Source organism: Picosynechococcus sp. PCC 7117 (assembly GCF_001693275.1).
GTDB lineage: Bacteria > Cyanobacteriota > Cyanobacteriia > Cyanobacteriales > MRBY01 > MRBY01.
Window position 1 is genome coordinate 1224122 of the sequence record NZ_CP016477.1, and the last position, 25872, is coordinate 1249993.

Here is a 25872-nt window from a genome sequence, read left to right on the forward strand (position 1 = left end):
GTCAATTTTGCTTAAACGGTGGTGGTTGTCTTGGCGGCGTCTTTCTGGAAAAATGCCGCCCGAATGGATTCGGCCATCTGGGCTGGGGTCAACCCGTGGGCCGCTTTTGATTCCGCTGGAGTTGCATGATCCACAAGCACATCTCCAATGCCAAAGCGTTTTACGGGAACAAGCACATCATGATCCTGGAGCGTTTCACAGACCGCAGACCCAAAACCACCCATTAAGCAACCCTCTTCAAAGGTGGCCACTTTACCAATTTGCTTGGCGAGGGGCGCAATGAGTTCAGAGTCCAGGGGTTTCACAAAACGGGCGTTGATCACCGTGGCGCTAATGCCGTGTTCACTGAGAATTTCGGCCACCTGGAGGGTCGAGTGCACCATGGCACCATAGCCGATCAGGAGAATGTCGTCACCATTGCGCAGGATTTCTCCTTTACCGATGGGCAGGGGTTCCCAGCCGTCTTCCATTAACGGTGCACCAATGCCACTCCCCCTGGGATAACGCATGGCGATCGCCCCGTCCGTGTATTCAATCCCCGTGACGAGCATCCGTTGCAGTTCAGCTTCATCCTTGGGAGCCATCACCACAATATTGGGAATCAGGCGGAGATAGGCAATGTCATACATCCCCTGGTGGGTCGGCCCGTCAGCACCGACGATGCCCGCCCGGTCAAGGCAGAAAAAGACTGGTAATTTTTGAATACAAACATCATGGATGATTTGGTCGTAGGCCCGCTGCAGGAAAGTCGAATAAATCGCCACCACTGGCCGCATTCCTTCACAGGCGAGGCCCGCTGCTAGGGTAACGGCATGTTGTTCGGCGATACCAACGTCGATGTACTGTTTTGGTAATTTCTGTTGGAGCTTATCTAACCCGGTGCCAGTGGCCATTGCCGCTGTAATCCCGACAATTTTGGGGTTGTTTTCCGCGAGGGTGGTCAGGGCATGGGCAAAGACCTTGGAATAGCTCGGTGGGGTTGGTTTCTTCGAGGGGAATGCTTTGCCTGTGGCCAAGTCAAAGGGTTTCTGGGCATGGTAGCCCACTTGATCTTTTTCGGCGATCGCATAACCTTTGCCTTTAACTGTGGCGACATGGACGAGGGTCGGGCCTTTAGCCTTGTGGGCCTGTTTAAAGGTGCGGATCAACTCTTCGAGGTTGTGGCCATCCACGGGGCCAAAATATTTAAAGCCTAATTCTTCGATGACGGCGCCAACTTTTGAGACAGCCAAGCGTTTCATGCTGTCCTTGAGCCGTTCCATCTCTGGGGTGAGGGAGTCCCCAAGGAACGGGAGATGCTTAACCTGTTCTTCGAGGTTATCGGTCAAAAACTGAACGGGATCACTGAGGCGAACTTTATTGAGGTATCGTGAGATGGCTCCCACATTCGGGGAAATAGACATTTCATTGTCATTGAGAACCACCATTAAATTCGTATCGGGTAAATGACCCGCATGGTTGATGGCTTCGAGGGCCATGCCGCCGGTCAAGGCACCATCACCAATGACTGCCACACATTTAAAATCTTCTTCCTTGGCATCCCGTGCCAATGCCATCCCTAGCGCTGCGGAAATACTGGTCGAGGCATGGCCAGCACCAAAATGATCAAACACATTTTCACTGCGCTTAAGGTAGCCAGCTACCCCATCCTTTTGCCGGAGGGTGTGGAATTCGTTGTAGCGTCCGGTGATCAACTTATGGGGATAAGCCTGATGACCGACATCCCACACCACCTTGTCGCGATCGAGATCAAGGTTTTGGTAGAGGGCGAGGGTTAGTTCAACCACCCCTAAACCAGGGCCGAGGTGGCCACCACTTGCGGCAATCGTCTGGAGGTGTTTTTCGCGAATTTGCCGGGCAATCTCTTCCAACTGACGGACGGTCAAGCCGTGGAGTTGGTTCGGATGGGTAATTTCACTCAGGTGCATGGGTGTTTCTAGAGAGCGATCTTATAAAGGGGTCTAGTTCTCAGGATATCAGGTCTAACAATTTTAATCAGAAGATCCCGGTTAGTCCGGATGATCCCGTGGGGTTGTGTGGGAATCTTGGTCAAGGTTCCACAGATGTTTAGGATCTAATATTTACGGGTTTTCGGACTGCACTTTGCAATATTTTTTATTGTGTTTTGGGTACAGGAGTCTGGAGTTGTTGATAAACAATTTGGGCGATCGCCTGGGGATTTTCAAAGTGGAGATTATGGCCGCCGGCAACCGTCAAACGTTGGGCTTGGGGGAGAGCCGCTTGGATCGCCTGGAGATCAGCGGGACGGTTAAATTCACTCTGGTCGCCATAGATGAGGGTGATCGGCGCTTGGATATCTTTGAGTAGGGCGAGATAACGTCGCCGGCTAATGCCATTGAATTCAATGCCTGCCCGGGTACGGAGGAAAGCATCCCAACGCCACTGCACACCTTTTTCGACGGGTTTGGTGCTGCGCTGGGTGAGGAACGCCGAGAGGTCTTTGGGCAGTTGGGGCGTGGCTTGGCGGAGGCGGCGGGCGGCCACTTCTAAGCTGGGGAAGGTCGGGTGCTGGGGGGGCGCGGCGAGGTAATCGAGATGGGTCGTCAGGTGATTACCTGTTTCAGCGTCGTCGATGTCGTTGGGAACAATGGTTTCGACAAGGATCAACTTTTCTACCTGGGTTTGGCGAATGCCTGCATACATGGCACCGATGATGGAACCCATGGAGTGGCCCACCAAGGTAAAGGGGCGATCGCCTAATTGTTTAGCAAGGGCATCTACGTCAGCCAAAAAATCAAGCATGCTGTAGGACTGGGCATGGGCGGATTTGCCGTGACCACGCAGGTCTGGGGCCACAACCCAATAGCCCTGGGCCGCCAACTGGGGCGCGATGAGTTGCCAGGATGCCCCCTGTTCGAGGATGCCGTGGAGAAGTAGCACCAATGGTTGGTGGCGATCGCCCCACTCACAGAGACAGGTTTCTAAACCGCGCACTGTCACGAACCGCTCCACCATGGGGGGCAAGGATTGGGTCTGGGGTGTTAGCTGGGGTTCCTGGGGGAGATCGTAAGCAAACGTTTCGGCCAACTGGATCGTATCCGGCTGGAGAGCAGCGGGTAGGGTAATCGAGCGCCATTTGTCGGCAAGGGCCGGATCAATGGTTTTGTGCTGGAGGAAATTGGGATCCCCGACGCCCATGGATTGTTGGTGGAGGCCATCGGTGAGGCGATCGCCGCTGTAGGGATTAAGGAGGGCTTCGTCAAAGTCCACCCCCAGGAAATCACAAATATCTGTCAAAACTTTGCGGGGGTCACGAACGAGATCCTCGTAAATCACCTGGAGATATCGATCCGCAGCGACCATGTGACCTAGGTCTAGAATATTGCGGTTGCTGGTGCGCCAAATGGACTCCGCGAGGGCGTAGGGATTTTGCTGCTCGGCCCCCAGCAGTTTATCCATCCGCAATCGGGTAAAGGATTCAATCACCGCGTAGGGATGGCGTACCAGATGGATATATTTGGCCTGGTCAAAGAGGATTTCGCTGTGGTCTAGGATGTGGCGATCGCTGCCGTAGCTGGGAGATTTGTCAATGAGTAAACGTTGTCCCGCTCGCCGTTGGAGATAGGCATAGATTTCGGCAATGGGTGTATTCGCTTCGACCCACTGGTTGACCTTCGCCTGGCTTGCCTCTGGGGTGAGATTTTCTAGATCCATTAAGGCCCGTTGTAACCCTTCGCCGAGGTGGGATAGACCCAATTCCTGGTGGCGATCGCCCATGGTTTCAAAGGGGAGCAAATGCAGCTCTGGGGGCGAATATAGCCCCGGATGTCCAGCTAACATCACCCGCAGCAACGTCGAACCCGACCGGGGGCTAGAGAGGATAAAGGCAATGGGATTCGGGTTTTTGTGGTCAGGTTTTTGCCACGGTTTTTTCGTTTTGACCGAAAGGCTTTGGGAGGGAATCGCTGCTGTCGCCGTTGCTGCTTCGGAATCATGGGCCTTGGTGAATTCCGCCGCTAGATAGGCCGTCAACACATCCAGTCTGGGCCGCTCGTAGATTTCCCTGGGGTACAACATCAATTGTAAATCCTGCTTGAGGCTGGCGATCGCCTCCATGATCATCAGCGAATCCATGCCCAGATCCAACAAACTATCGTGGCTGTGAATTTGCTCAATTTCTAACTTGAGGATTTGCGCCACAGACCGCCGCAGATAATCCAGCAGATAGTCAGCCCGTTGGGAAGCTTCTAGGTTAATTAATTTGTCAAAAATCGAAGCCGTTGGGGGCACAGCCTCAGCAGAGGGAATAACAGCGGCAAAGTAATGGGTTTTGGCAAATTCGGGGAACTGTTTGGCCAGGTTTTGCCAGTCCGGTTTAAAGACCCCCATTTCCCCCTGGGCGCCTAAGACCTTTTCGAGAATTGTTAGTCCCTGGGGCGGCGGCAGCCACGCTAAATTTTGGTTGCTGAGGGAGTTGGCCATTCCCCCTTCGGCCCAAGGCCCCCAATGGATCGCCAGGGCGGGTAAACCTTGGGCTTGTCGATATTGGGCGATCGCCGTCATGCCCCGGTTTGCGGCGGCATAATTCCCTTGTCCCGGTGAGCCGAGCACCCCTGCCACGGAGGAAAACAACACAAAAAAATCCAGATCGAGCTTTTGACTATGGCGGTGCAGATGCCATGTCCCTTTCATTTTGGCGGCGGCGACGGTCTGGAACTTTTGCCAAGTTTGTTGTTGCAGCAAACCATCGGCTAAGGTGCCCGCCGCATGGAAAATTCCTTTGACGTGGGGGTAAGTTTGAAACAGCTTTGCCACCTGGGCTGCGTCGGCTAAATCGCAGGGATAAACCACCGCATTGGTCGGTAACGTGTGCTGATCCGCCGCCGGAGCGCGCCGGCTGACGAGAATTATTTTTTCTGCTCCTGCTGCGGCTAACCATTGGGTAATTTTGCGGCCAATGGCCCCCAGTCCCCCTGTCACTAGATAGGTCTGTTGGGGTTGAATCTGGAGATTTTTCTGGGGCAGTGGCGGTTGCTTTTTAAGTTGTGCCCCGTAGAGTTTTTGCTGCCGCACGGCCAACTGCTGCACCTGTCTTTGTTGGCAAATCTGGGCAAAATTTGGCAGGCTGTCATCGACATCAATAATTCCCCCCCATAATTCTGGATGTTCGAGGGCGATCGCCTGGGCGAGGCCCCATAATCCCCCTTGGGCAAATCCGGCGACCGCATCGGTTTCAAGCACCCGTTGGCTCTGGTGGGTCACGAACCAGCAGGGAACCGCGATCTTTTGTTGATACAGGGTTTGGATCAGTTGGAGGGCGAAGCCACTGGTTTGCTTTTGAATTTCATCTAGGTCTTCTGGGTCTTCCTCTGGGGGACACAGGTAAAGGATACCCGCTAGATTTTGGGAGCCGACGTGAGTAAATAAATTATCCAACGCATCGGCAGATACTTCCCAGGGGGCAGCCGTCGGAAAATGATTGCTTTGGCCGAGATACACCCGCTGGGCGTTTTTAAATTGGGCTTCAATGGGCTGGTGAGAATGATGGTGATCGCCCAAGATTAACCACAACTTAGCCGACGGTTCAGGGGCCGATACCAAAGTGTCCAGGGGCATCCATGCCACCTGATACAACCAATCATTGAGATCGTCAGGGGCTGGGTTCACAGGTTCGGTCTCAACTGTTTGCCAAGAGCCTTGATTAAACCAATATCGCTGCCGTTGGAAGGGATAGGTGGGCAGGATCAGTTTCCGGCGGCGATCGCCAGCTTCCACGGTCTGCCAGTCAATGTTTAGCCCTTGCTCATACAGTTTGCCGAGACTGGTTAAGATTTCCGGCCAAGGCTCACTATGGGGGCGTAAACTGGGCAACCAAACCGCTTCTTGTTCAGCTAAGCAATGGCGTCCCATACTCAGGAGCACTGGTTTTACGCCGATTTCGAGATAAACATTTGCCCCTGACTGGGCCAGGGTTTGGATGCTCTGGACAAATTTGACAGGTTGCGAAACGTGCTTAACCCAATAGTCGGCCTGGGCAATTTCCGCTTCAATCTGGCCGCCCGTGACATTGGAAATGAGCGGGATACGCGGCGGGTGGAAGGTAATTTGTTCAGCAATTTCCCGAAACTCTGCCAGCATGGGGGCCATCAAAGGGGAGTGGAAAGCATGGGACACCTTAAGGGGTTTGGTTTTGATTCCTTGGCTTTGGAGTTTGTGAATACTGGCTTCGAGGCAGGGGGTCTTTCCTGATAGCACCAAATGGGAACCGTTTTCGGCTCCGACGGTTAAATGCTCCGATAGGTAGGGTTTAATGACGGTTTTATCGGCAAAGACCGCCGCCATACTGCCATTGCTGGGGAGGGCGTGCATCAGTTTGCCCCGGGCCGTAATTAATTTCATGCCGTCTGCCAGGGAAAATACCCCCGCCAGACAGGCCGCGACATATTCGCCGACGCTATGGCCCATGCAAAAGTCTGGCGTCACGCCCCAGCTTAACCATAGTTGGGCGATCGCATATTCAACGGCAAAGAGTAGGGGCTGGGTATAGACGGTTTCGTGGACGAGGTCAGGGTTATGGTCGCCGTATAACAGGTCGGTGAGGGCAGGGGCTTCGGGGGAATAGGTCTGCCAGAGGCGATCGCACTCATCCAGCACCTGCCGAAACAGTGAGCTGGTTTGGTACAGTTGTTGCCCCATGCCGTAGTATTGGGAACCTTGGCCCGTGAACAAAAAGGCAATTTTTGCGGGGGAACTGAGGCGGGGTTGGGCCAGAAAATCTTGATTGAGAGTTTGTTGTAAATCGGCGACTTGTTTAAAGACAAAAAAACGACGTTCCTTGAAAGGCGATCGCCCGGTATTGGCAGACAAACAGAGATCGCGTGGGTCAACGCTGGGATGTTGGGCCAGATAGTCTCCATAGCTTTTTTGCAGGGCATTTAAGGCCTGGGAATTTTTTGCAGACAGGGTCAGCAGATGCCAAGGGCGGTCTTGGGTAGCCGGAGGAGCAAGGGGAGATTTTTGTTGAGGATAGTCCCCCACAATCACGTGGGCATTGGTGCCACCAAACCCAAAGGAACTTACCCCAGCAAACCGTTTTTGTGACCCGCCTGACCAAGGCTGATCTTTGCTTGCAATGGTCACTAAACCGTCTAGATCAATGCGGGGATTAAGCTGCTTAAAATGCAAATGTTGGGGAATCATCCCATGCTCTAGGGACAAAATCACCTTGATTAAGCCCGCGATGCCCGCCGCTGCCTCGAGGTGACCAATGTTTGTTTTCACGGAACCCACCACACAGGGCTGTTCCCGCTGCGCCGTTTGTAAAACTGCTTTCAGGGAATTAATTTCAATGGGATCACCCAGGGGCGTGCCGGTGCCGTGGGCCTCTAGGTAAGCTAAATCGGCGGCGGTAATACCGGCTTGGGCCAGGGCTTGGCGAATAACGGCCTGTTGCGATCGCCCGTTGGGAGCCGTCAAACCGTTACTGCGTCCATCTTGATTCACCGCCGAACCGTGGATCACCGCGAGAATATTATCCCCGTCCCGTTCTGCCTGGGCCAGGGGTTTGAGGAGGACGACCCCACAACCTTCGCCCCGCACATAACCATCAGCCCCGGCATCAAAGGTCTGGCAGCGGCCCGTCTTACTCATCATGCCCGCCTGGGTAAAGGTCTGGGTCACATCGGGAGTCAAAATCAAATTTACCCCAGCGGCGATCGCCAACTCCGATTCGCCGTTGATTAAACTTTGACAGGCCAAATGAACCGCCACCAGAGAAGAGGAACAGGCTGTATCGATGCTCAGAGAAACGCCCCGGAGATCGAGGAAATAAGACAGACGATTCGCAGCAATACTGTGGGCGTTGCCCGTCCCCATGTAGGGATTGATCGGATTGTTTTCCCGCACCTGCAACTGGGCATAATCACTATTACTAATACCGACAAAAACCCCCGTTTGGGAATGGCGTAAACTTTCTGCCGGAATATTTGCCCGTTCCAAGGCTTCCCAGGTTACTTCTAACAGTAAGCGTTGCTGGGGATCCATTTGTTCCGCTTCCCGGGGGGAAATGCCAAAAAATTGCGGCTCAAACTGGTCAATATTTTCTAAAAAACCACCCCATTCTCCCGTGGCCCAGCGAGTTTTAAGGGGGCGAACTCCATCTTTACCTTGACGTAATAATTCCCAAAAAGCTTCGGGGTTGTCGGCTTGGGGAAAACGACAACTGAGACCCACCACGGCAATTTCTTTGCCCTGAATTTTCGGCACCTGTGGTATTTTCTCTAGCGCTTGATTACCCTGAACCAAAAACTGAGCCAGGGTGCGAATGGTCGGATAATCATAGGCCAGGGTGGGGTCTAATTTTCGACCTAGCCAATCCTCTAAGTCGGCTGTGACCTGTACTGCTTGTACCGAATCCAGCCCATAACTGGCAAAGGGTTCCGTTTCGTCTAATTGTTGGGGCGTAATGCCGAGGCGATGGGCAATATTATCCTTAAGCCAGGCTTCAATTTGCTGTTGGTGCTGGTCAGGCTGGGGAAAATTCGTTGATGTTGTCGTAGAAGGGGTAACGGCTTGTGTCCCAATTCCTTTTCCTTCTTTTTGGTGGCTGGGTTGCCACTCCCCAACCACAGCCAAGCTTCCGTCTAGAAAACCAGCTTTGCAGGCATGGCGACGAATCTTCCCGCTGGATGTTTTGGGAATGCTACCGGGTTTAATAAAACAAATGGCCTGGGGTTGCAGTTGATGTTCGGCGGCGATCGCCCCACGAATAGCTTGGGCTACTGCCGCGACATTTAATTTGCGGGCATATTTGCGCTCCACTTCCTGGACAATGACTAGCTGTTCTTCCCCGTCAACGTCTATTGATACAGCGGCTCCGGCTCCCTGTCGTAAAGCGGGATGGGCCACTTCGACGGTTAATTCAATGTCCTGGGGATAGTGGTTGCGCCCCCGGATAATCAGTAGATCCTTTAAACGGCCCGTAATATACAGTTCGCCACCTTGCAAAAAACCCAGATCGCCCGTGCGTAAAAAGCCCATTTCTGCACCAACGTTTCCCTGGAATTGTTGCTGGGTGAGGTCTGGTTTTTGCCAATAGCCCTGGGCAACACTTTCGCCCTTGACCCATACTTCGCCAATTTCACCGACGGCACATTCTGTTAAGGCCTGGGGGTCAACAATTTTGACAATTTGGTCACCAATCACCTCACCACTGCCGACCAAAGTTACCGTTGTTTCTGTCCCCTGGGCAGGGCGGACTTGGTTGGCTTCGATACCTTGTTTGCTGACAGTAATTTCCTGGGGAAGCTGGGCATGGCCATTACCACCGGAGACAATCAGGGTGGTTTCAGCCATACCATAGCAGGGATAAAATGCTGATTTTTGAAAGCCTGCTGTAGCGAAGGTTTTCGCAAAATTTTCGAGAGTCACAGCGCGGATCGGTTCGGCCCCGGAAAAAGCTAGTCGCCAACAACTCAAATCGAGTTCTCTGATTTGTTCCGGGGTAATTTGGCTGGCACAGAGATCATAGGCAAAATTCGGCGCACCGCTGGTGGAAACCCGATAATCATTGATCGCCTTTAGCCACCGAAAAGGTCGCTGCAAAAAGGCCACGGGAGGCATTAAAATTTGCGTTGCTCCCACATAGATGGGCTGTAAAATCCCACCGATCAAGCCCATATCATGGTAGGGCGGCAACCAGGAAACGCCCATGCTGGCCTCTGTATCCTGGAATCCTTGGTTAATCAAGCCGGAGTTGTGGATCAAATTGTGGTGGGAAACCATCACTCCTTTAGGATCGCCCGTGGAGCCACTGGTGTATTGCAAAAAAGCGAGATCTGTGCCGGAAATGTTCGGTTTTTGCCAGTTTTTTCCTGAACTTAATTCAATTTGATCTGTAGCCAAACAATGAAAGTCTGTGCCTTCTAAAGCTTCGAGGCGATCGGCAATTTTATCTTTAAGTTCTGTTGTGGTAAGGGCAAATTTTGCCTGGGCATCTTGGATAATGCTATGGAGGCGGTCAAAGGATTTATTCGGCCGTGGTGGGTAAGCTGGCACCGCAACAACACCAGCATACAAACATCCCAAAAAGGCACCGATAAACTCTAGACCCGGTGGATAAAGTAATAATGCCCGTTGCCCTTGGGCCTGGTTAGCTTGCAAAAAAGCGGCGATCGCCTGGGCTTTTTGGTCTAATGCTTCGTAGGTCAGGGCCGCAGATTCCGTTTCGCCATCAGCCAGAAAACTAAACACGGTTTTCCGCGCCTGAAGTTTAGCTCTGTACTGGAGCAGATCGACGAAATTTGCAAATTGACCAACCATGTATGCCTTAGCAACTCCTGTGAATGGAAATTCTGGACTCCGTATCCTAGCAATTTTTACGAATACCCACGGGCCATAGCCTAGTTAACCATATTAAACCGTGAGTTCCCTCCCCACGGTAAATCCTCCCAAAATCCGCCGTTCCTTCGATTATGGCGGGCCTGGTTTCAACTGATTTGAGTGTAAAAGCCCTAGGCTACGCTGACTGTTGTCGCCCTAACCAATCGAGTAAATAGCCGTTGACTAATGCCGGAGCTTCATCCTGGGGACAATGGCCGACATTATCGAGGGGAATAAACTCAATCTGAGGATATTGGGCGACAAGGGCACGGCCCAGATCAACTGGTTCCCACGGATCCGCTGTTCCCCACAAAACTGCCGTGGGGCAATGCAACTGGGGCAGCAGGTCGTCCGGGAGTGGCCCCTGGGAATAGCTCGTAAAGGCCAGGAAAACCGCTGCCGCCCCTGGGTCCTGGGCGGGGGTCAGGATCAGCTCCACCAACTCATCGGTAATCGCTGTTTTGTCTCGGTAGGCCTGGGCTAAAATTTTGCGGATTGTTTTCGGCTGGGCCAATTGCTTAAAGAACAAGGAACCGAGGGGGGTTTGGGTCAAGAGTTTTTGGAAGAGGGGAACGCCCCAGCGTTGATAAAAAGGTGCTTTTAAAAGATTGCGCTCATGGAACAGCCGCAGGGAAAAATTGAGTGCCACAACCCCCCGCACCCAGTGGGGATAGGACACAGCCGCCTGCATGACAACGACACAACCAATGGAATTACCAACTAGAAAAGCCGGTTCACCAATGATTTCAGCACAGAACGCCTTAATCTGGGTGGCCCAAGTTTCAAAAGTGTAGTCCGCTTCAACCTCCGGTTGGGGTTTTGCCGATTTCCCAAAGCCCAGTAAGTCGATGGCATAGCAGCGGTAATGTTCCCCTAAAACCGGAAGATTTTTGCGCCAATGACCGGCCGAGGCCCCAAAGCCATGGACGAAAAGAACGGGCAGCCCCTGGGTGCCCCACTGACGATAGTTAATATTGAAGCCGTGCCATTGCCAGCTGTAATCGGTATGGGGATGAGCGGGGGAAGTAATGGTCATGGTGAGCGATGGATAAAACCGAAATGAGGAACAAATGTCCTAGGGTGCGTTGTCTAAATCGTGATGGCAAAGATGGGGTACCGGATCATAACCCCCAGGGTGAAACGGGTGACAGCGGCCAAGGCGCTTTAGGGCGAGCCAACTGCCCCGGAGTACACCAAAGCGTTCCACGGCTTCGAGGGCATATTGGGAACAGGTGGGCTGAAAGCGACAACTGGGGGGGAATAGAGGGGAAATCCAGCGACGGTAGCCTTTGATGCTCCAGAGGATTAAGCTTTTCATGGCATTTAGGCAACGGAAGCGGTTTTTTGGAGGTCGATGGTTTGACCAAGGGCTTCGTTAACGAGACGACTAAAGTCTTCGCCTTCGATGGTTTCTTCTTCGATGAGACGATCCACCAGGCGATCGACAAGTTGACGATTGTCCCGAATAATTTGCTTGGCAGTTTCGTAGCACTCGTTGATAATTTCGCGCACCTTGAGGTCAATGCGCTGGGCGATCGCCTCGGAATATTCAGGCCGCTCCCCAAACCAATCATTTCTGAGGAAAACTTCACCCCGATTAGTTTCTAGGGCAAAGTGACCCAGTTCTGACATCCCAAACTTTGTCACCATTTGACGGGCAATGTTCGTGAGCATTTGGATATCCTGGGAGGCTCCAGAGGTGATTTCATCGTAGCCAAAGACAATATCCTCGGCGGCGCGTCCCCCCAGGGCCACGGCGATTTGGGCGCGGAATTGGGCTTTGGTGGTCAGACCCTGTTCTTCGTTGGGGGTAAACCAGGTTAAACCTTGGGCGCGGCCCCGGGGAATAATGGTGACTTTCTGGAGGGGATCGTGGTCTTTGAGGATGGTGCCAACAATGGCATGGCCCACTTCGTGGTAGGCAATGAGACGTTTACTTTTGCCATCGGTGAGGGCTGTTCCCTCCATCCCTGCTACGACCCGATCAATGGCGTCATTGATTTCGCTAGTGGTAATTGCTTCTTTGCGGCGGCGGGCGGTGAAAATGGCGGCTTCGTTGAGTAAGTTTGCTAGATCTGCCCCCGAAAAACCAGGGGTACGCCGGGCGATCGCCTCTAGATCAACATCCTCAGCGACTTTTTTATCTTGGGCATGGACTTCGAGGATTGCTAAACGCCCCAAACGGTCTGGATAATCCACAGTCACCTGGCGATCAAAGCGGCCGGGGCGCAGGAGAGCTTGATCTAAGACATCAGGGCGGTTAGTTGCGGCGATGACAATAATTCCGGAATTTCCTTCAAAACCATCCATTTCTGTGAGCAATTGGTTTAGGGTCTGCTCCCGCTCATCGTTTCCTCCACCAATGCCTGCACCCCGTTGGCGACCGACCGCATCAATTTCATCGATAAACACAAGACAGGGAGCATTTTCCTGGGCCTTGCGGAAGAGATCCCGTACCCGTGACGCGCCGACCCCCACAAACATTTCCACAAATTCCGAGCCGGAAATACTAAAAAAAGGTACACCCGCTTCTCCGGCGATCGCCTTTGCTAGGAGCGTTTTACCCGTCCCCGGTGGGCCAATGAGGAGCATTCCTCTGGGGATCTTCGCACCAATCGCCGTAAATTTATTCGGTTCTTTTAAGAAAGTGACTACTTCAGCGAGTTCTTCCTTAGCTTCCTCGACCCCAGCCACATCCTTAAACATGATCCCCGTTTCCGCTTCCATCTGAAAGCGCGCTTTAGAACGACCAAAGTTCATGGCGTTATTCTGCATACTGGCCGAGCGGCGGATAATCAGCACTAGCCCCCCGATCAGAATCCCAAAAAGCAGGAGATTGGTAAAAATGGCGATCGCCACCGAATGATCCTGGGAAGGCACCACCTCAAAGTCAACGTTATTTTCCCGGAGAGCGGCGAGGAGTTCTTGGTTATTGTTGAGGAGCTGGATAGTCTGGGCTTCTTCCTCAGTTTGCCCCCGGAGTGTGACCTGGGCCGTATTGGTTTCTGGGTCAAGGACGAAGCGATCCACATGGTTTTGCCGGATATCCTGGAGCAGCTCTCCGTAGTTCAAGGTCTCCGTCGATTCCGTTGATTCTGTCTGGGCGATCGCCGCCGCTCCCCCCCCCCACAGTAAGGCTTGGCTCAAAAGAAAATTAGCCATCCCAGCCCGCCACTTAAAACGAGGTTTGGCCTGATGCTTCTGCTTGCTCGGAAGGAGGTGACGATAGTGCTTCATATTTCGGAGGGACAACGACAGAGAAACTGTTCTTATTCTAGAGTTTTCCTTTCCTAATCGGGGTGCTTCCCTTGGTTTTACGCCAAAATCTCCCTCTGTTTCCCGCAAATTTCCTCGCCCAAAAGCCGTTACCAATAGCCGCTTAATCACCATGGCAAGGAATAAATTGAATCTTGATCACAGAAAAAACTCCGACTCTATCCACAGTGATTTTTTGGCTGAACTTTCACCACCCCAAAAAAGTTTAGATCGTGACTCGCATTGTAATCCCAGACGATGGTTTAGCTTGATCTTTGGAGCGTTAAGGAAAAAAACGATGGTTGCTGTCCGTTGATAAATACAGTAGGTTAATTTTTTTTGTAATTTATTTTTGGGCTGCGGTATGGGATGGTGTTTTTGCTAAGTTGAAGCCGAGATTGTTAAAAAAAAGAACTAACCGCAATCTCGAATTTCAGTCAAAAACGGCGCAAAGACAGAAAACATGAATGGGATATTCCTCGATCTTGGTGTGGTGATCGCCGAGATTATTCTCTTTTTAATCGCGATCACAGTGGGGCAATTTTTAATTATTTTGACCCTGAAACGTCTAGCCCAATGGGTGCCAGAAAAACAAGGACAAAATCCCCTAAATTTAACCCAAAAAATCCTTAATAAATCCCTCTTCGTTATTAAGATCACCGGGGCCATAATCATTGCTGCCTTAAATAGTTATTTATTCTTTCAACAAAAATCCCCTTACCTTTATCTCCTTGATTTAATTAACGGCATCTCTCCAGAACAGTGGCAAAGGCTCGCCCTCGGTTTATTAAAAAGTGTTTTACTTCTGTTGCTCGTGAGTTTAATGATCGCTTCTCTGCGCCCACGCCTGAAACGGGCTGGCGATCGCCTCAAGGCTTGGAAAAATATCGAAGGCAATAACCACAGCTTAGATACCCTCTTTAAGGCCATTGATTTGGCGATCGCCAATGGTCTTTGGATTTTGGCCCTGGTGGTGTGCCTCAATTTTTTGTTTGTCCCTCCGAGCATTACCCAATATTTTTATCTCGCGATCAAAGTTTATTTTTTGCTTTGTTTTGGGATCATTGCTGTGCGGGCATCGTTTTCTTTGCTGGATACTTTAGATGGTTTATCAACGGAATTTATTGCCAAACATCCCCGGTCTCCCCTGCGTTTTTATCCTCGGTTTCGTTATTTATTGGGCCTCACAAAACGCTGTTTAGAAACGGGTATTTATCTGGCGATCGCCGGGGTGATTTGTGCCCAATTACCCCTCCTCGATCACATTGCCCCCTATGCGATCCCGGCGAATCAAATTATCCTGATTATTTTTATTGCGGCCCTGGTGATCGAACTAAGCAATATCATTGTCGAAAAATTATTGTTGCGATCGCCAAACCTCAGTCCTGTCCAACAACGCCGTCGTTTAACCTTTATTCCCCTGGTGCAAAACACCGTACGCTACTGCATTTACTTTGTGAGTGGCGTTTCAATTCTCTATGTCTTTGACATTGACCCGACGCCGATTCTCGCCGGGGCTGGGATCTTGGGTTTAGCAGTGGGGCTTGGGGCGCAAAATTTAATCAATGACCTCGTCAATGGCTTTTCCATTTTGTTGCAAAATTACTACCTTGTCGGTGATTTTGTCGAAACGGATAATGCCACAGGCCTTGTCGAAGAAATGGATCTGCGGGTCACACGCATCCGCGATACAGGGGGACGGCTACATATCATCCGCAATGGCGACATCAAGACCATTGTGAATTACTCCAAAGATTATGTGTATGCGGTAGTTTATGTTGGGGTCGCTTACGATTCAGATTTAGACCATGTGTATCAGGTTCTAGGGGATGTAGGCCACCAAATTCAAGGCTTACACCCTGATGTACTCGAACCGACCCGCATTGATGGCCTCGATAACTTTGCCGAATCTGAACTCACCATCCGCACGGTTACCAAGGTGAAACCAGGAAAACATCTACCGGTGCAGCGCCTCCTGCGGAAGTTAATTAAAGAAGCCTTCGACCGCGAACAGATCGAAATTCCCTTTGCCCGCCGTGTACTCATCTTCAAAAATGAAGCCCCTGACCTCGATTCACTTCGAGATTTGGAAAATATGTAAGACTTTTGTAATAGCTGGGCTCAAAATAGGCGAAATTCAGTCTAATGGGAGCAGTAGTTGTCTAAAATCCAAGATTATTTGTCATGTCTAAAGCTGCCTTATCCGGAAAAATGTTGGCGATCGCCCTTGCAACCCTTAGTAGTGTTGTACCCTTGGGACGCGCCCAAGCCCAAACTGTTTTTGGAGAAGCAGAGATCAACCCCGAATCCATGGCGGCGATCGCCGTCCCCCTCAGTAACGGTGGCTATAACCTCCTCGTGGTCGAACAGCTCGAACGGGAAGACCGCAAAGAATGTTGGGCTGAAAGTGGCGCAAATCCGACCAGCATTGATCCCCTGCTGCTGAACTTTGACTTTACTGGCTATTGTCGCCGCAGCACCGATAGTAATGGCTACTCCATGCGGATCAATGGGCAAGATTTTGGCCAGAGCCACCTATTGCGCATCACTCGCTTCGAAAATGAAATTTTGTTGGTCGCCACTCCCAAAGATAACGATCAAGAAGAAATTGTCATTGGCCGCAGTAATGGTCTCACCGAAGGCTTCCTTAAGTTCAACCTCCTCCCCGGTTGGGAATTTACCCGCCGTACCTTTGAAGAGCGACCCCTGGGCCACTTTTACTTTTCTAACGAGGGCCGCCAGTTCGCCATCCTTAAAAAACCCACCATTGATGACTTAGTTGCGGGCATCACGCAGAGTTCAATTGTGACGGTCGATAGTCTCCCCGGTCTGGCAATCTCCCCACCAGAAATTACAAATCCCTCTGAAACGCCTGATCCCGGCAGTACGGTGGCCCAATTTACTGATATTAGTGGTGATATTTACCGTAACGAAATTGCCCAAGCGGTGAATGTCGGTTTTATCGCTGGTTTTAACGACAATACCTTCCGCCCCACCGATGTCCTGACCCGCGAACAGTTGGTTTCCATGGCCATTGAAGGTCTCCAAGCTCTTCCTAATGCTTCCCTAGCTGTGCCCACCCAAGTTGCGAATGCCCCCTATCCTGATGTGGCTGCCGACCGTTGGAGTGCGGCGAAAATTACCTGGGCCCAGGCGAACAATATTGTCAGTGGCTATCCCGATGGGACTTTCCAGCCTACTCAACCTGTCACCCGGGCCGAACTATTAGCTGTTCTCCGTCGCACCGCAGAATATGCCAAGGCCGCCCAAGGTCAACCGATGACCCTCGTGGCCACCAATGGCCCCATTGCTTTTAGTGATACGGCGGGTCACTGGGCCAATGATTTGGCTGCCCAGATGTCTACTTACTGTCGCGTCGCTTCTCCTTTGAATGAAAGTGGCGATCGCTTTTTCCCTGATACTGCCTCCCAACGGAACTACGCCGCCGCTGCCACCCTCCGGACACTCCAATGTAGCGTGTGATAAATTTTCCCTTTAAATCTTGGCCATAAAAAGGCCATAAAAAAATAGCCCTGGTGTTTATCCATCGGGGCTATTGCTATATCAGGCTTTTTACCAACCGAAAAGTTTAGATAGGCGTAATATTGACAGAATCAAAAAATGCGTTGGCTTCTGGACTGTCCACGCGATCGCCTTCCGTCACCATCAAAATCTGGTGGAGGGTGGGGCCGTTGGGATCGATGTAAATTTCAGCGCGGGTGGTATAAACTTCGCCATTATCCTGGGCGGCGTTCATCACCAGTTTTTTCCCCGGAATCCCAAACTTATCACTTGGCTCATCGGAAACAATCGTTGAACCTGAGTTGCTGGCCGCCCCTTCCTTGGCCGCTTCAAGTCCCTGGGCCGCATCATATTGATCAGGAGAAACCGGATACGTAACACTACTCACCATAAAAAATTGTGTGTTGGCGTCGTCCGCATAGGAAGTCATTGTGAACTGTAGTTCACCCAGATCAGAGGGGGTCGTTTGACTTTCCGTTTGAGGCGTGCCTGGAAATTTAACTGCGAGTTTGCCATTTTCCGTTTGAAAATCAACCCAATCCGCCGTGACGTTGGTGGACTCATTCGTCGCGGTTGATTCACTGGTTGTTTCTTCTGTACCTGAAGTATTTTGCTCACCGGACGTATTATTGCCAACGAGTCCGCAGCCGAATAGAGCAGCCTGAAGCGTTGCGACACTCAAAAAAAGTAAAAATTTAGATTTCATAAAATTTTAGACCAACATTTTAAATTGAGCCCGTGACCTCCTCCATGCCAAAAATAACGAGGCACAAAACGATGGGCCGCTTTCTGCAATCCTAAACATTTAGACTAAGGAGATGCACTTCTTTTAATGTTACTTAATTGAGTCTCGCTGCTGAAATATTGATCTACCCTCAGACCCTAGCACAAGACCCAATGAAAAAGGGCTGATCTCTGCGATGAGACCAACCCTAGCTCTTCGTGGGAACGCATTTAGTCGTTACTTTTGCAATACCAGTTTGACGTTCGCATTGTTGAGACCACGTTGCTTAACTTCAGCGAGGGTCTTGTTGATGGCGTACTTCTGGTTGATGGAATTGATCAGTTCAGTTTGGTTGTGCTTCTTCGCGACACCCCATAGGTCAGCGATGAGGTCAAAGCTGCCGTCGGCATTGCGAGTCCAGCCGAGGTCATAATCGCCTTCGAGAGTAGCCACGATGTCTGCTTGAATCTGTTGGCCGTTGTAGCCACGAACTGCAGCATCGGTATTCACAGAAATTCCGAGGTCTTGCAGGGAAGTCTTGAGAACTGCGGCATCGGTGATTTTAGTGCGGAGAGTGCTAAAGTGGGACATTGGAATAATTCTCCAAAAACAACAACATTTGAGTTTTTTTGTGTAAAGACCACTAATAAAGTGGTTTTTTAAATGCCAACAAGCTGGGAATCTTGTTGACCTTAATCCGGGACAGATTAAGCCTGTTAGAACTCCAATCGCTGGTATTCGGCGACGGAGGCTGAAGCAGGTCGGGCGCGCTGTCTGGCCCAATCGCGGAGACTATTGACCTGTTCAGTCATGGTGCGGGAAAGGGGCAAGGTTGCCTTGATCGCGGCGATAATGTCGAGTTGGGTGAACTCGCGAGCTTGGGCAAAGGCCTCGTACATGGCGGCAATGATCGCCTGTTCGATTTCCGCACCGGAAAAACCTTCTGAAATCTTTGCCAGTTGTTCTGTGTCGAAGCGATCGCCGACTGGCCGACGTTTGTGGAGATGGATATTAAAGATCGCTTCTCGTTCGCTGGGGTTGGGGAGATCCACGAAAAAGATTTCGTCGAATCGTCCTTTTCGGAGAAATTCCCCTGGTAGCCGATCCACTCGGTTCGCGGTGGCCATCACAAAAACGGGGGATTCTTTTTCTTGCATCCAAGTGAGGAACGAACCAAAGATGCGGCTGGAGGTGCCTCCATCGGAATCCGCAGATCCAGAGGAGCCCGCAAAAGCCTTATCCAATTCGTCGATAAAAAGGATTGCCGGAGAAATGGACTCGGCGGTTTTAAGGGCACTGCGGAGGTTCGCTTCGGATTTGCCCACGGTGGAGCCATCATATACTCGGCCCATATCAAGGCGGAGGAGTGGTAGACCCCACAACCGAGAAGTGGTTTTGGCAAGGAGTGATTTACCACAACCCGGTACACCAAGAATCAACATCCCCTTGGGTTGGGGTAGGCCATATTCCCGCGCAGCTTCGGTAAAGGCATTGGAGCGTTGTTTAAGCCAGCGCTTAAGTTCCTCCAAACCGCCGATGGCGTCAATGGTTTCGTCTTCTTCGATAAATTCGAGAATACCGTTACGGCGAATCAGTTGTTTTTTCTCGGAGAGGACAATTTCTACTTCCGAAGCGGTCAGTTTTTTCGCCTTAACCTGGGCCTTGCGATAGACTTTCTCGGCTTCGTCCTTGGTCAACCCCAGGGCTGCCTTGAGGAGTTTTTCTCGCACGACAGGGGAGATGGGGTGCCGGGGATTAAGGTACTGGGTGAGCACTTGATCGAGTTCGTCAAGGGTCGGGAAAGGAAAATCGAGGACAACAATGTCTTTTTCGAGTTCGAGGGGCACCTTTTGGTAGGGGGACATTAAAATAATGTGCTTCTGCTGGCCCTTAAAGCTGGCGATCGCATCCCGTAACCAGCGGACGGTGCTGGGATCGTCTAAAAATGGATGCAGATCCTTAAAGATAAAAATGCCAGAGTCGTTGTGGTGAATGACTTCACGAATGGCCGCTTCTGCTGAGAGGGTGCGAGTTTGGGGCTTGCGGTCGGAACCGTATTCCACCAAGCCATGGGTCATCGTCCAGACGAAAACATTCTGATACTCACACAGTTGCGCAATGTGGGCGATCGCCGCCTCGGCCCGTTCCTCCTCGGGGGTGATGAGGTAGATCAGGGGGTATTGAGCTTGAATGAGGGTATTGAGCTCTTCTTTCATGGGTTTAGTTCTGACGTTCTAAAAGGGGGAATTAGGCGGCACCACATCGACCAGAGTGGAGGTAAATCGGGAGAAAAATAAACGGCGATCGCCAATCGGACAGCTAGCAAGTGACTAGTTCTGCCCCATCCGCAGCACCCTTTGCACTTTGCAGATCCTGTGCAATCTCTTCATCAAGGAGTACCGTTGGCTGCCTCTTGAGGGAAACCAGTTGTCCATCCCGGAGTACCACCGCCCCTTCGCAATCGGGACAAATGTGGACACGGTGGGTCTGGCCATAGGTTTCTTGTACTTCTTCTACCACTTCAGGGTGTTGTAGATAGAAGGCCACGGCTTTTTCCACTAAAGCAGACATGGAATCTGCATCGAGGGCTGCCTTGATTTTGAGCTGACGATGGATCGCCGCAGGCAGATAGAGGGTGACTTTTTGCTTATCTTGCATACAACTAATGGAAGCTTTACCCGATGGGGTATACCGCCCTACTGTACCCAGCCCACCGGAGACCGTCAAGCTGCTATAGCGTTATGCCGTCTTTTTTGTAATATTCTGTTACAAAATCCAGGCGATCGCCACTGTGAGGAAATTGCCATCTGTCTGGGGGGAGACCCTGGTTTTCTCTGGCCTTTTCCCTGTAAGCTAAAGACTTTGGGAGAATCTCAAAAACCGCAACCGATTCAAGATGTGTCAGTATGCTCAAGGCATTGTGGAAAAAATTAGGAATCACTGGGGCACAACCCGCAGTCGATACCCATCCTTTTCAATGGCTAAATGCCCTCTCGACCCAAGCGTCCCTAGAAGGAGCCATTGATGAAGCCGTTGCCCAAATCCAAGAAAATCTCTCTGGTAGTGCAGATCTGGCCATTCTCTTCATTTCAGCCGCGTTTGCCAGCGAATATGCCCGGATCTTGCCGCTATTGACTGAAAAATTAGCCTGCAAAGTGGTGATTGGTTGCGGTGGCGTGAGTATTATTGGCACCGACGCAACCGGAGAAACCCAAGAATGTGAAGGACAACCCGCCCTTAGTTTAACGGTGGCTCATTTGCCAGATGTGGAAGTCGTGCCTTTCCATGTCACCGAGAAAGATTTACCCGATTTAGATAGCGCCCCAGACCCTTGGATCGACATTTTTGGGGTTAGTCCCGAGGCGGAACCGAATTTTATTTTGCTGGCGGATCCCTTTTCGTCGAGTATTACGGATCTGTTGGCGGGCCTTGATTTTGCCTATCCGAATGCGGCAAAAGTGGGGGGACTAACAAGCTCCGGTGGCAGAACAGCCAGCGGTTTGTTTTACTACGAAGCAGACCAAGAACCAACCCTGTTGCGGTCTGGCACAGTGGGGGTGGCTTTGGCTGGAAATATCCAGATGGAGACTGTTGTCGCCCAGGGATGTCGGCCCATCGGTGAGGTGTATCAAATTACCCAATGCGATCGCAATATCATTACGGAATTGTCGGTGGCCGAGGGTGAACAGCTCCGCCATGGCTCTCCCCTACGATTTTTGCAGGAGTTGATCGCCGAGTTGGATGAAGAAGATCAAGCCCTCGCCCAGGATTCTCTTTTTATCGGCATTGCGATGGATGCCTTTAAACAAAAGCTTATCCACGGGGACTTTCTCATTCGCAATTTGCTTGGGGTGGATCCCAGGGCTGGGGCGATCGCCGTAGGTGATCGCATTCGGGCGGGCCAAAGGGTACAGTTTCACCTGCGGGATGCAGAGACTTCAGCGGAAGATCTTTCGGTGCTGTTACAACAGTTCCAAGCAAATGATCCACTGGAACCTCCTTTTGGAGCCTTGATGTTTGCCTGTCTCGGTCGCGGGAAGGGACTCTATGGGGAGCCAAATTTTGATTCGACCCTCTTTTCTACGGCCTTGCCAACACCCAATTTAGGGGGATTTTTCTGCAATGGGGAAATTGGCCCCGTCGGCGATCGCACCTTTTTGCATGGCTACACTTCCGTGTTTGGGATTTTGCACCCGAAGGCATAAATTGAATCATCGCTAAATAATCGGGCTGACCTTCGCAACAACAAATTTTAAATAGCGTCCCTCTGGAAAAGCGGCTGGCACCGGATGATCGCAGGGTTGTCCGGCCTCGTGAATAATTTGCAGGTAATAATTGGCGGCGGCAGCGGCACTGGCAAGCATCTCTCGGAAGGCTTCGGGGCTGACTTGGCTGGTGCAACTGGCAGAAACCAATAATCCATTAGGGGCGACGCATTGGAGGGCGAGGGCATTGAGTTTGGTGTAGGCACGGATAGCGGCAAACCGATTTTTCTTGCTTTTAGCGAAACTGGGTGGATCGAGGATTACAAGATCGAAGGTTTGTTTTGCTTGGGCGTAGCGGTTGAGAACATCAAAGCAGTCGGCGGTGACAAAGGTGTGTTTGCCTGGATCAAACTGATTGAGGCGTACATTGGTGTTGGCGACTTCCGCTAATTGCTTGCCCACATCGACATTGGTCACTTGGCTGGCACCACCGCGCAGGGCATAGAGAGAAAAGGCTCCGGTGTAAGAAAAACAGTTGAGAACGGTTTTATCGCGGCTAATTTCGCCAATAAATTTGCGATTTTCCCGATGGTCGAGAAACAAGCCTGTTTTTTGGCCCGTTTGCAAATTCACCTGGAAAACCAGACCATGTTCGGTCACGGTAATATCGCCCTTGGGTTCCTTGCCCCAGAGCACTTGGGTTTTGCTGTCTGTATCGCGATCTTCTAAATTTTCTAAATGTTTGGTGCGCCATAAAATTCCCTGTAGTGGGGCGACTTCCCGCAGCGATCGCACGAGCCAATCGAGCAGTACATTGGCCGCTTCCATATAAGTTTGCACGACGGCGTATTCCCCATACAGATCCACCGTAATTCCTGGCAGGCGATCGCCTTCCCCAAAGAGCCAGCGGTAGGCGGTGCAATTGCTTTGGCGCAGGGGTTCCCGTAAATCCCAGGCTGTTTGTACCTGCTGTTGTAACCAGCGACGGTCAGGCAGATGCCGTTGGGAAAAAATCCGGACAGCAATGGGACTTTTGTTATCCCAAAGGCCGAATCCCGTCCAGTTGCCACATTTAACTCGCAACCATTCCCCCGTTTCAAAGCGGAGACTCTTCGGCAATTTATCGCGATAGATCCAGGGATGACCTTGCACGAGATGCTTTTTCAGTTGGGGGGAAACGGTGATTTCGCGGAGTTTTGCCATGGGAATCGTAGAATGGGCAGCCTTCTATTATTGATCGTTCCCGTCGGCGATCGCCCACCATCAAGATGTAGATAAAAGTCGCTTGTCAAAGGTTTGGCATAATTGTGGGTATATCTTTGTAGAGCTATCTTTTATGAATCAACGCACGATTGAAGGAACTTGGGAAGAGATCTTACAGCATGCATCTGAGTTGACTGGACAGCAAGTAAGGTTAACGGTTTTATCTCCTAAAGCATTACAGCCTCAGCAGCCAATGACCTTAGAACAGACACTACAAGATAGAATTGGCCGAGTTCAGTTTCAGCCCTCTGATCTATCTGCACGGACAAAGGACGCTTTTGCGGATATGTTGGCAGATAAAAATCAGTCATGGGGTCATCGTTCATGACTCTATGCGATGCTTCGGCTTTGATTGCCCTGATTAACCGGAACGATAACAATCAAAGTCGTTGTGCGGCTGTACTTTCAAGACTTCAAGCTCCATTGGTCACAACTTGGTCTTGTTTTACTGAGGCGATGCATTTGCTAGGTCGGTATGGTGGATGGCTCGCGCAGCAGGAGTTATGGAGTTATATTGCCGACGAGCTTCTTGTATTGCACGTATCTAACGGGGCAGAACAGAGACGAATGCAACAGCTAATGGAACAGTATCGGGATGTGCCGATGGATTTGGCGGATGCTTCCTTAGTCACTGCGGCTGAAGTTTTGAATCAAAAGACAATTTTTACCCTTGACCGAGATTTTTACATTTATCGCCTTCCCGGAAATCAACCTTTTGATGTTGTTCCTTGAAATTTCCTTGAATTCTTTACTCCGGCGGGCAATTGGGTCAGGGCGATCGCCTTCTGAAACAGGCGAAATTGTGCCGCCATCTGATCGCAACTCCCTACGACTCAGAGCCAGACCGAGGGAGTTGTTCCTCGCCAGTAATGGCAATGTATAAAACACTGCACATCAGATAAGCGGTTCTGTAGAGTTCTGTAACTCTAATCACTCCGTAATTCCAAACTTTCTCTATGATGCAAGTCAGTCCTATTCAGGTCAGTGAAACAGTAAGTTAGCGCACAACTCATCCATGGAATCAAGGAAAAACAGGATGAATTTTGTTGTACTCATGCCTGTTGCACAGTCTATTACTTTCCTGTCCAGGATATTTATTTAGTGGACGAAACGGGGTCATGTTTACTCTCAGAGATGTTTTTTTTGCCTTTATCCTAATTGCGTTACTGGTTTTAGCGGGGCGGTATGTTAAGCAAAAAGTGCGCTGGATCCAGAGGCTTTATTTACCTGAATCCATTGTGGCTGGTGTATTAGCACTGCTGCTGGGGCCTCAAGTTTTGGGGGCGATCGCCACTGCTATTTCTGGGGGAACCTCGATCCTATCAGATGGGCTTTTTTCAGAACCGATTCGCGCCGTTTGGTCACAATCGCCAGGGATCTTTATCAATATTGTCTTTGCGGCCCTATTCCTTGGGGAAGCTATTCCACGACCAAAAGATATTTGGACAAAAACGGCTCCTCAAGTCGTCTTTGGTCAAACATTGGCCTGGGGTCAATATGTGGTGGGAATCCTGGTAACCCTGCTGATTTTGATGCCGCTATTTGGCGTAAATCCCATTGCTGCTTGCTTGATCGAAATTGGCTTTGAAGGAGGGCATGGCACCGCTGGCGGGATGGCTGAGACGTTTACTGAACTGGGCTTTGAGGCGGGTGCGGATCTAGCCTTGGGCATTGCCACGGTGGGCATTGTTGGCGGAATTATTGCGGGTACAGCGCTAGCGGATTGGGGCCGGCGTAAGGGCCATGTCACATCTTTTCAGAAAGCTGTAGAAGATTTAGACGGTGTGCCAGAACTGACGGAAACGGAATCCCCTGAGGTGCGCCGTCGTCGCGCCCAACTCATGCGTAATCTACTGATTGATCCTCTGTCGATTAATTTTGGCATTGTCGGCGCAGCGATTGTGATTGGTTGGCTTATTTTAGAAGCACTGGTTTGGGTGGAGTCGGTTGCCTGGGGCCAAACGGGATTTGAAGTCATCTCCTATGTGCCGTTATTCCCGATGGCTCTGATTGGCGGCATCATTGTGCAGTTGGTAATGGAACGTCTGGGGTTAGCGCCTTTGATTATTCGCTCGCTGATGAGTAACATTGCGGGTTTAGCTCTGGATGTGGTGGTGGTGACAGCATTGGCATCCATTTCCCTGAGTGTAATTGGTTCCAACTTGGGTGTATTTACCATTTTGAGTGTCGTAGGCATCACCTGGAATGTGGTGATGTTTCTTTATTTCGCCCCACGCATTTTTCCGAGTCATTGGTTTGAAAAAGGAATCGGCGATATGGGTCAGTCGATGGGGGTGACGGCTACGGGAATTTTATTATTGAGAATGGTCGATCCGGAGAACCGCACCGGTGCGTTTGAGAGTTTTGCTTACAAACAACTATTCTTTGAGCCGATTGTCGGGGGTGGATTATTCACAGCGGCAGCTCCGGCGCTTGTTGTTCGGTTTGGCCTGGTACCAGTGCTATTACTCACGGGCGGGCTGTTGATCTTTTGGTTGGCGATGGGATTCTTGATTATCCGCCAAAACAAGCAGCAAAGACGGCGATCGCCTTCCCTTTGAG

General features: G+C 51.0%; 17 protein-coding genes. 7 read left to right on the forward strand and 10 right to left on the reverse strand.

The window, feature by feature from the left end:
• Positions 1-11 precede the first annotated feature (11 nt).
• From dxs to ftsH, 5 genes are all read right to left on the reverse strand, one after another.
• On the reverse strand, positions 12-1928 hold the full coding sequence (gene dxs / locus AWQ22_RS05980; protein WP_065710481.1) for a 1-deoxy-D-xylulose-5-phosphate synthase: 1917 nt from the start codon (positions 1926-1928) through the stop codon (positions 12-14).
• A 187-nt stretch (positions 1929-2115) separates the two neighbouring features.
• Positions 2116-10281, reverse strand: coding sequence for a fatty-acyl-[ACP] elongase/decarboxylase Ols (gene ols, locus AWQ22_RS05985; protein WP_065710482.1), 8166 nt, complete (start codon positions 10279-10281; stop codon positions 2116-2118).
• A gap of 196 nt (positions 10282-10477) precedes the next feature.
• Positions 10478-11377, reverse strand: coding sequence for an alpha/beta fold hydrolase (locus AWQ22_RS05990; protein ID WP_012306796.1), 900 nt, complete (start codon positions 11375-11377; stop codon positions 10478-10480).
• A gap of 39 nt (positions 11378-11416) precedes the next feature.
• Positions 11417-11659 (reverse strand): membrane protein insertion efficiency factor YidD, encoded by a 243-nt coding sequence (yidD, locus tag AWQ22_RS05995; RefSeq protein WP_065710483.1) that lies wholly within the window; start codon positions 11657-11659, stop codon positions 11417-11419.
• Positions 11660-11664: 5 nt separating this feature from the next.
• A complete protein-coding gene (ftsH, locus tag AWQ22_RS06000) occupies positions 11665-13578 on the reverse strand; it encodes an ATP-dependent zinc metalloprotease FtsH (protein ID WP_065710484.1) in 1914 nt (637 codons plus the stop codon).
• A 481-nt stretch (positions 13579-14059) separates the two neighbouring features.
• On the opposite strand from ftsH, the gene AWQ22_RS06005 reads away from it, so the two are divergent.
• Both AWQ22_RS06005 and AWQ22_RS06010 read left to right on the forward strand, forming a co-directional pair.
• Complete coding sequence (locus AWQ22_RS06005) at positions 14060-15697, forward strand: mechanosensitive ion channel family protein (RefSeq protein ID WP_065710485.1); 1638 nt, start codon at positions 14060-14062, stop codon at positions 15695-15697.
• An 83-nt stretch (positions 15698-15780) separates the two neighbouring features.
• Entirely contained in the window at positions 15781-17079 is a 1299-nt protein-coding gene (locus AWQ22_RS06010) for a DUF3747 domain-containing protein (RefSeq protein WP_065710486.1), read from the forward strand.
• Positions 17080-17185: 106 nt separating this feature from the next.
• Here the strand turns inward: AWQ22_RS06010 and AWQ22_RS06015 are convergent, their stop codons facing one another.
• The 4 genes from AWQ22_RS06015 to AWQ22_RS06030 form a co-directional block, all read right to left on the reverse strand.
• Positions 17186-17824: a hypothetical protein gene (locus AWQ22_RS06015; protein ID WP_012306801.1), complete on the reverse strand. Its 639-nt coding sequence runs from the start codon at positions 17822-17824 to the stop codon at positions 17186-17188.
• Positions 17825-18079: 255 nt separating this feature from the next.
• Positions 18080-18433: a DUF1257 domain-containing protein gene (locus tag AWQ22_RS06020; protein WP_012306802.1), complete on the reverse strand. Its 354-nt coding sequence runs from the start codon at positions 18431-18433 to the stop codon at positions 18080-18082.
• 125 nt (positions 18434-18558) lie between these two features.
• Entirely contained in the window at positions 18559-20058 is a 1500-nt protein-coding gene (locus AWQ22_RS06025; RefSeq protein ID WP_065710487.1) for an AAA family ATPase, read from the reverse strand.
• 103 nt (positions 20059-20161) lie between these two features.
• Complete coding sequence (locus AWQ22_RS06030; protein ID WP_030006276.1) at positions 20162-20500, reverse strand: hypothetical protein; 339 nt, start codon at positions 20498-20500, stop codon at positions 20162-20164.
• A gap of 248 nt (positions 20501-20748) precedes the next feature.
• Between AWQ22_RS06030 and AWQ22_RS06035 the strand changes: the two genes are divergently transcribed.
• Positions 20749-22047, forward strand: a complete 1299-nt coding sequence (locus AWQ22_RS06035; protein ID WP_012306805.1) for an FIST N-terminal domain-containing protein — start codon at positions 20749-20751, stop codon at positions 22045-22047.
• Between the two features lie 12 nt (positions 22048-22059).
• Here the strand turns inward: AWQ22_RS06035 and AWQ22_RS06040 are convergent, their stop codons facing one another.
• Positions 22060-23250 carry a class I SAM-dependent rRNA methyltransferase gene (locus AWQ22_RS06040; RefSeq protein WP_065710488.1) on the reverse strand — a complete coding sequence of 397 codons (1191 nt, stop codon included), beginning with the start codon at positions 23248-23250 and terminating at the stop codon, positions 22060-22062.
• 133 nt (positions 23251-23383) lie between these two features.
• Between AWQ22_RS06040 and AWQ22_RS06045 the strand changes: the two genes are divergently transcribed.
• The 4 genes from AWQ22_RS06045 (at position 23384) to AWQ22_RS06055 (ending at position 25871) form a co-directional block, all read left to right on the forward strand.
• Positions 23384-23638 (forward strand): hypothetical protein, encoded by a 255-nt coding sequence (locus tag AWQ22_RS06045; protein WP_065710489.1) that lies wholly within the window; start codon positions 23384-23386, stop codon positions 23636-23638.
• The gene (locus AWQ22_RS06050) at positions 23635-24042 is read left to right on the forward strand and encodes a type II toxin-antitoxin system VapC family toxin (RefSeq protein ID WP_065710490.1); all 408 of its coding nucleotides are present in this window, start codon (positions 23635-23637) and stop codon (positions 24040-24042) included. Before AWQ22_RS06045 ends, AWQ22_RS06050 begins: the two co-directional genes overlap by 4 nt.
• 7 nt (positions 24043-24049) lie before the next feature.
• Complete coding sequence (locus AWQ22_RS16705; RefSeq protein ID WP_157094586.1) at positions 24050-24193, forward strand: hypothetical protein; 144 nt, start codon at positions 24050-24052, stop codon at positions 24191-24193.
• A 235-nt stretch (positions 24194-24428) separates the two neighbouring features.
• Entirely contained in the window at positions 24429-25871 is a 1443-nt protein-coding gene (locus AWQ22_RS06055; RefSeq protein ID WP_065710491.1) for a sodium/glutamate symporter, read from the forward strand.
• Position 25872 lies beyond the last annotated feature (1 nt).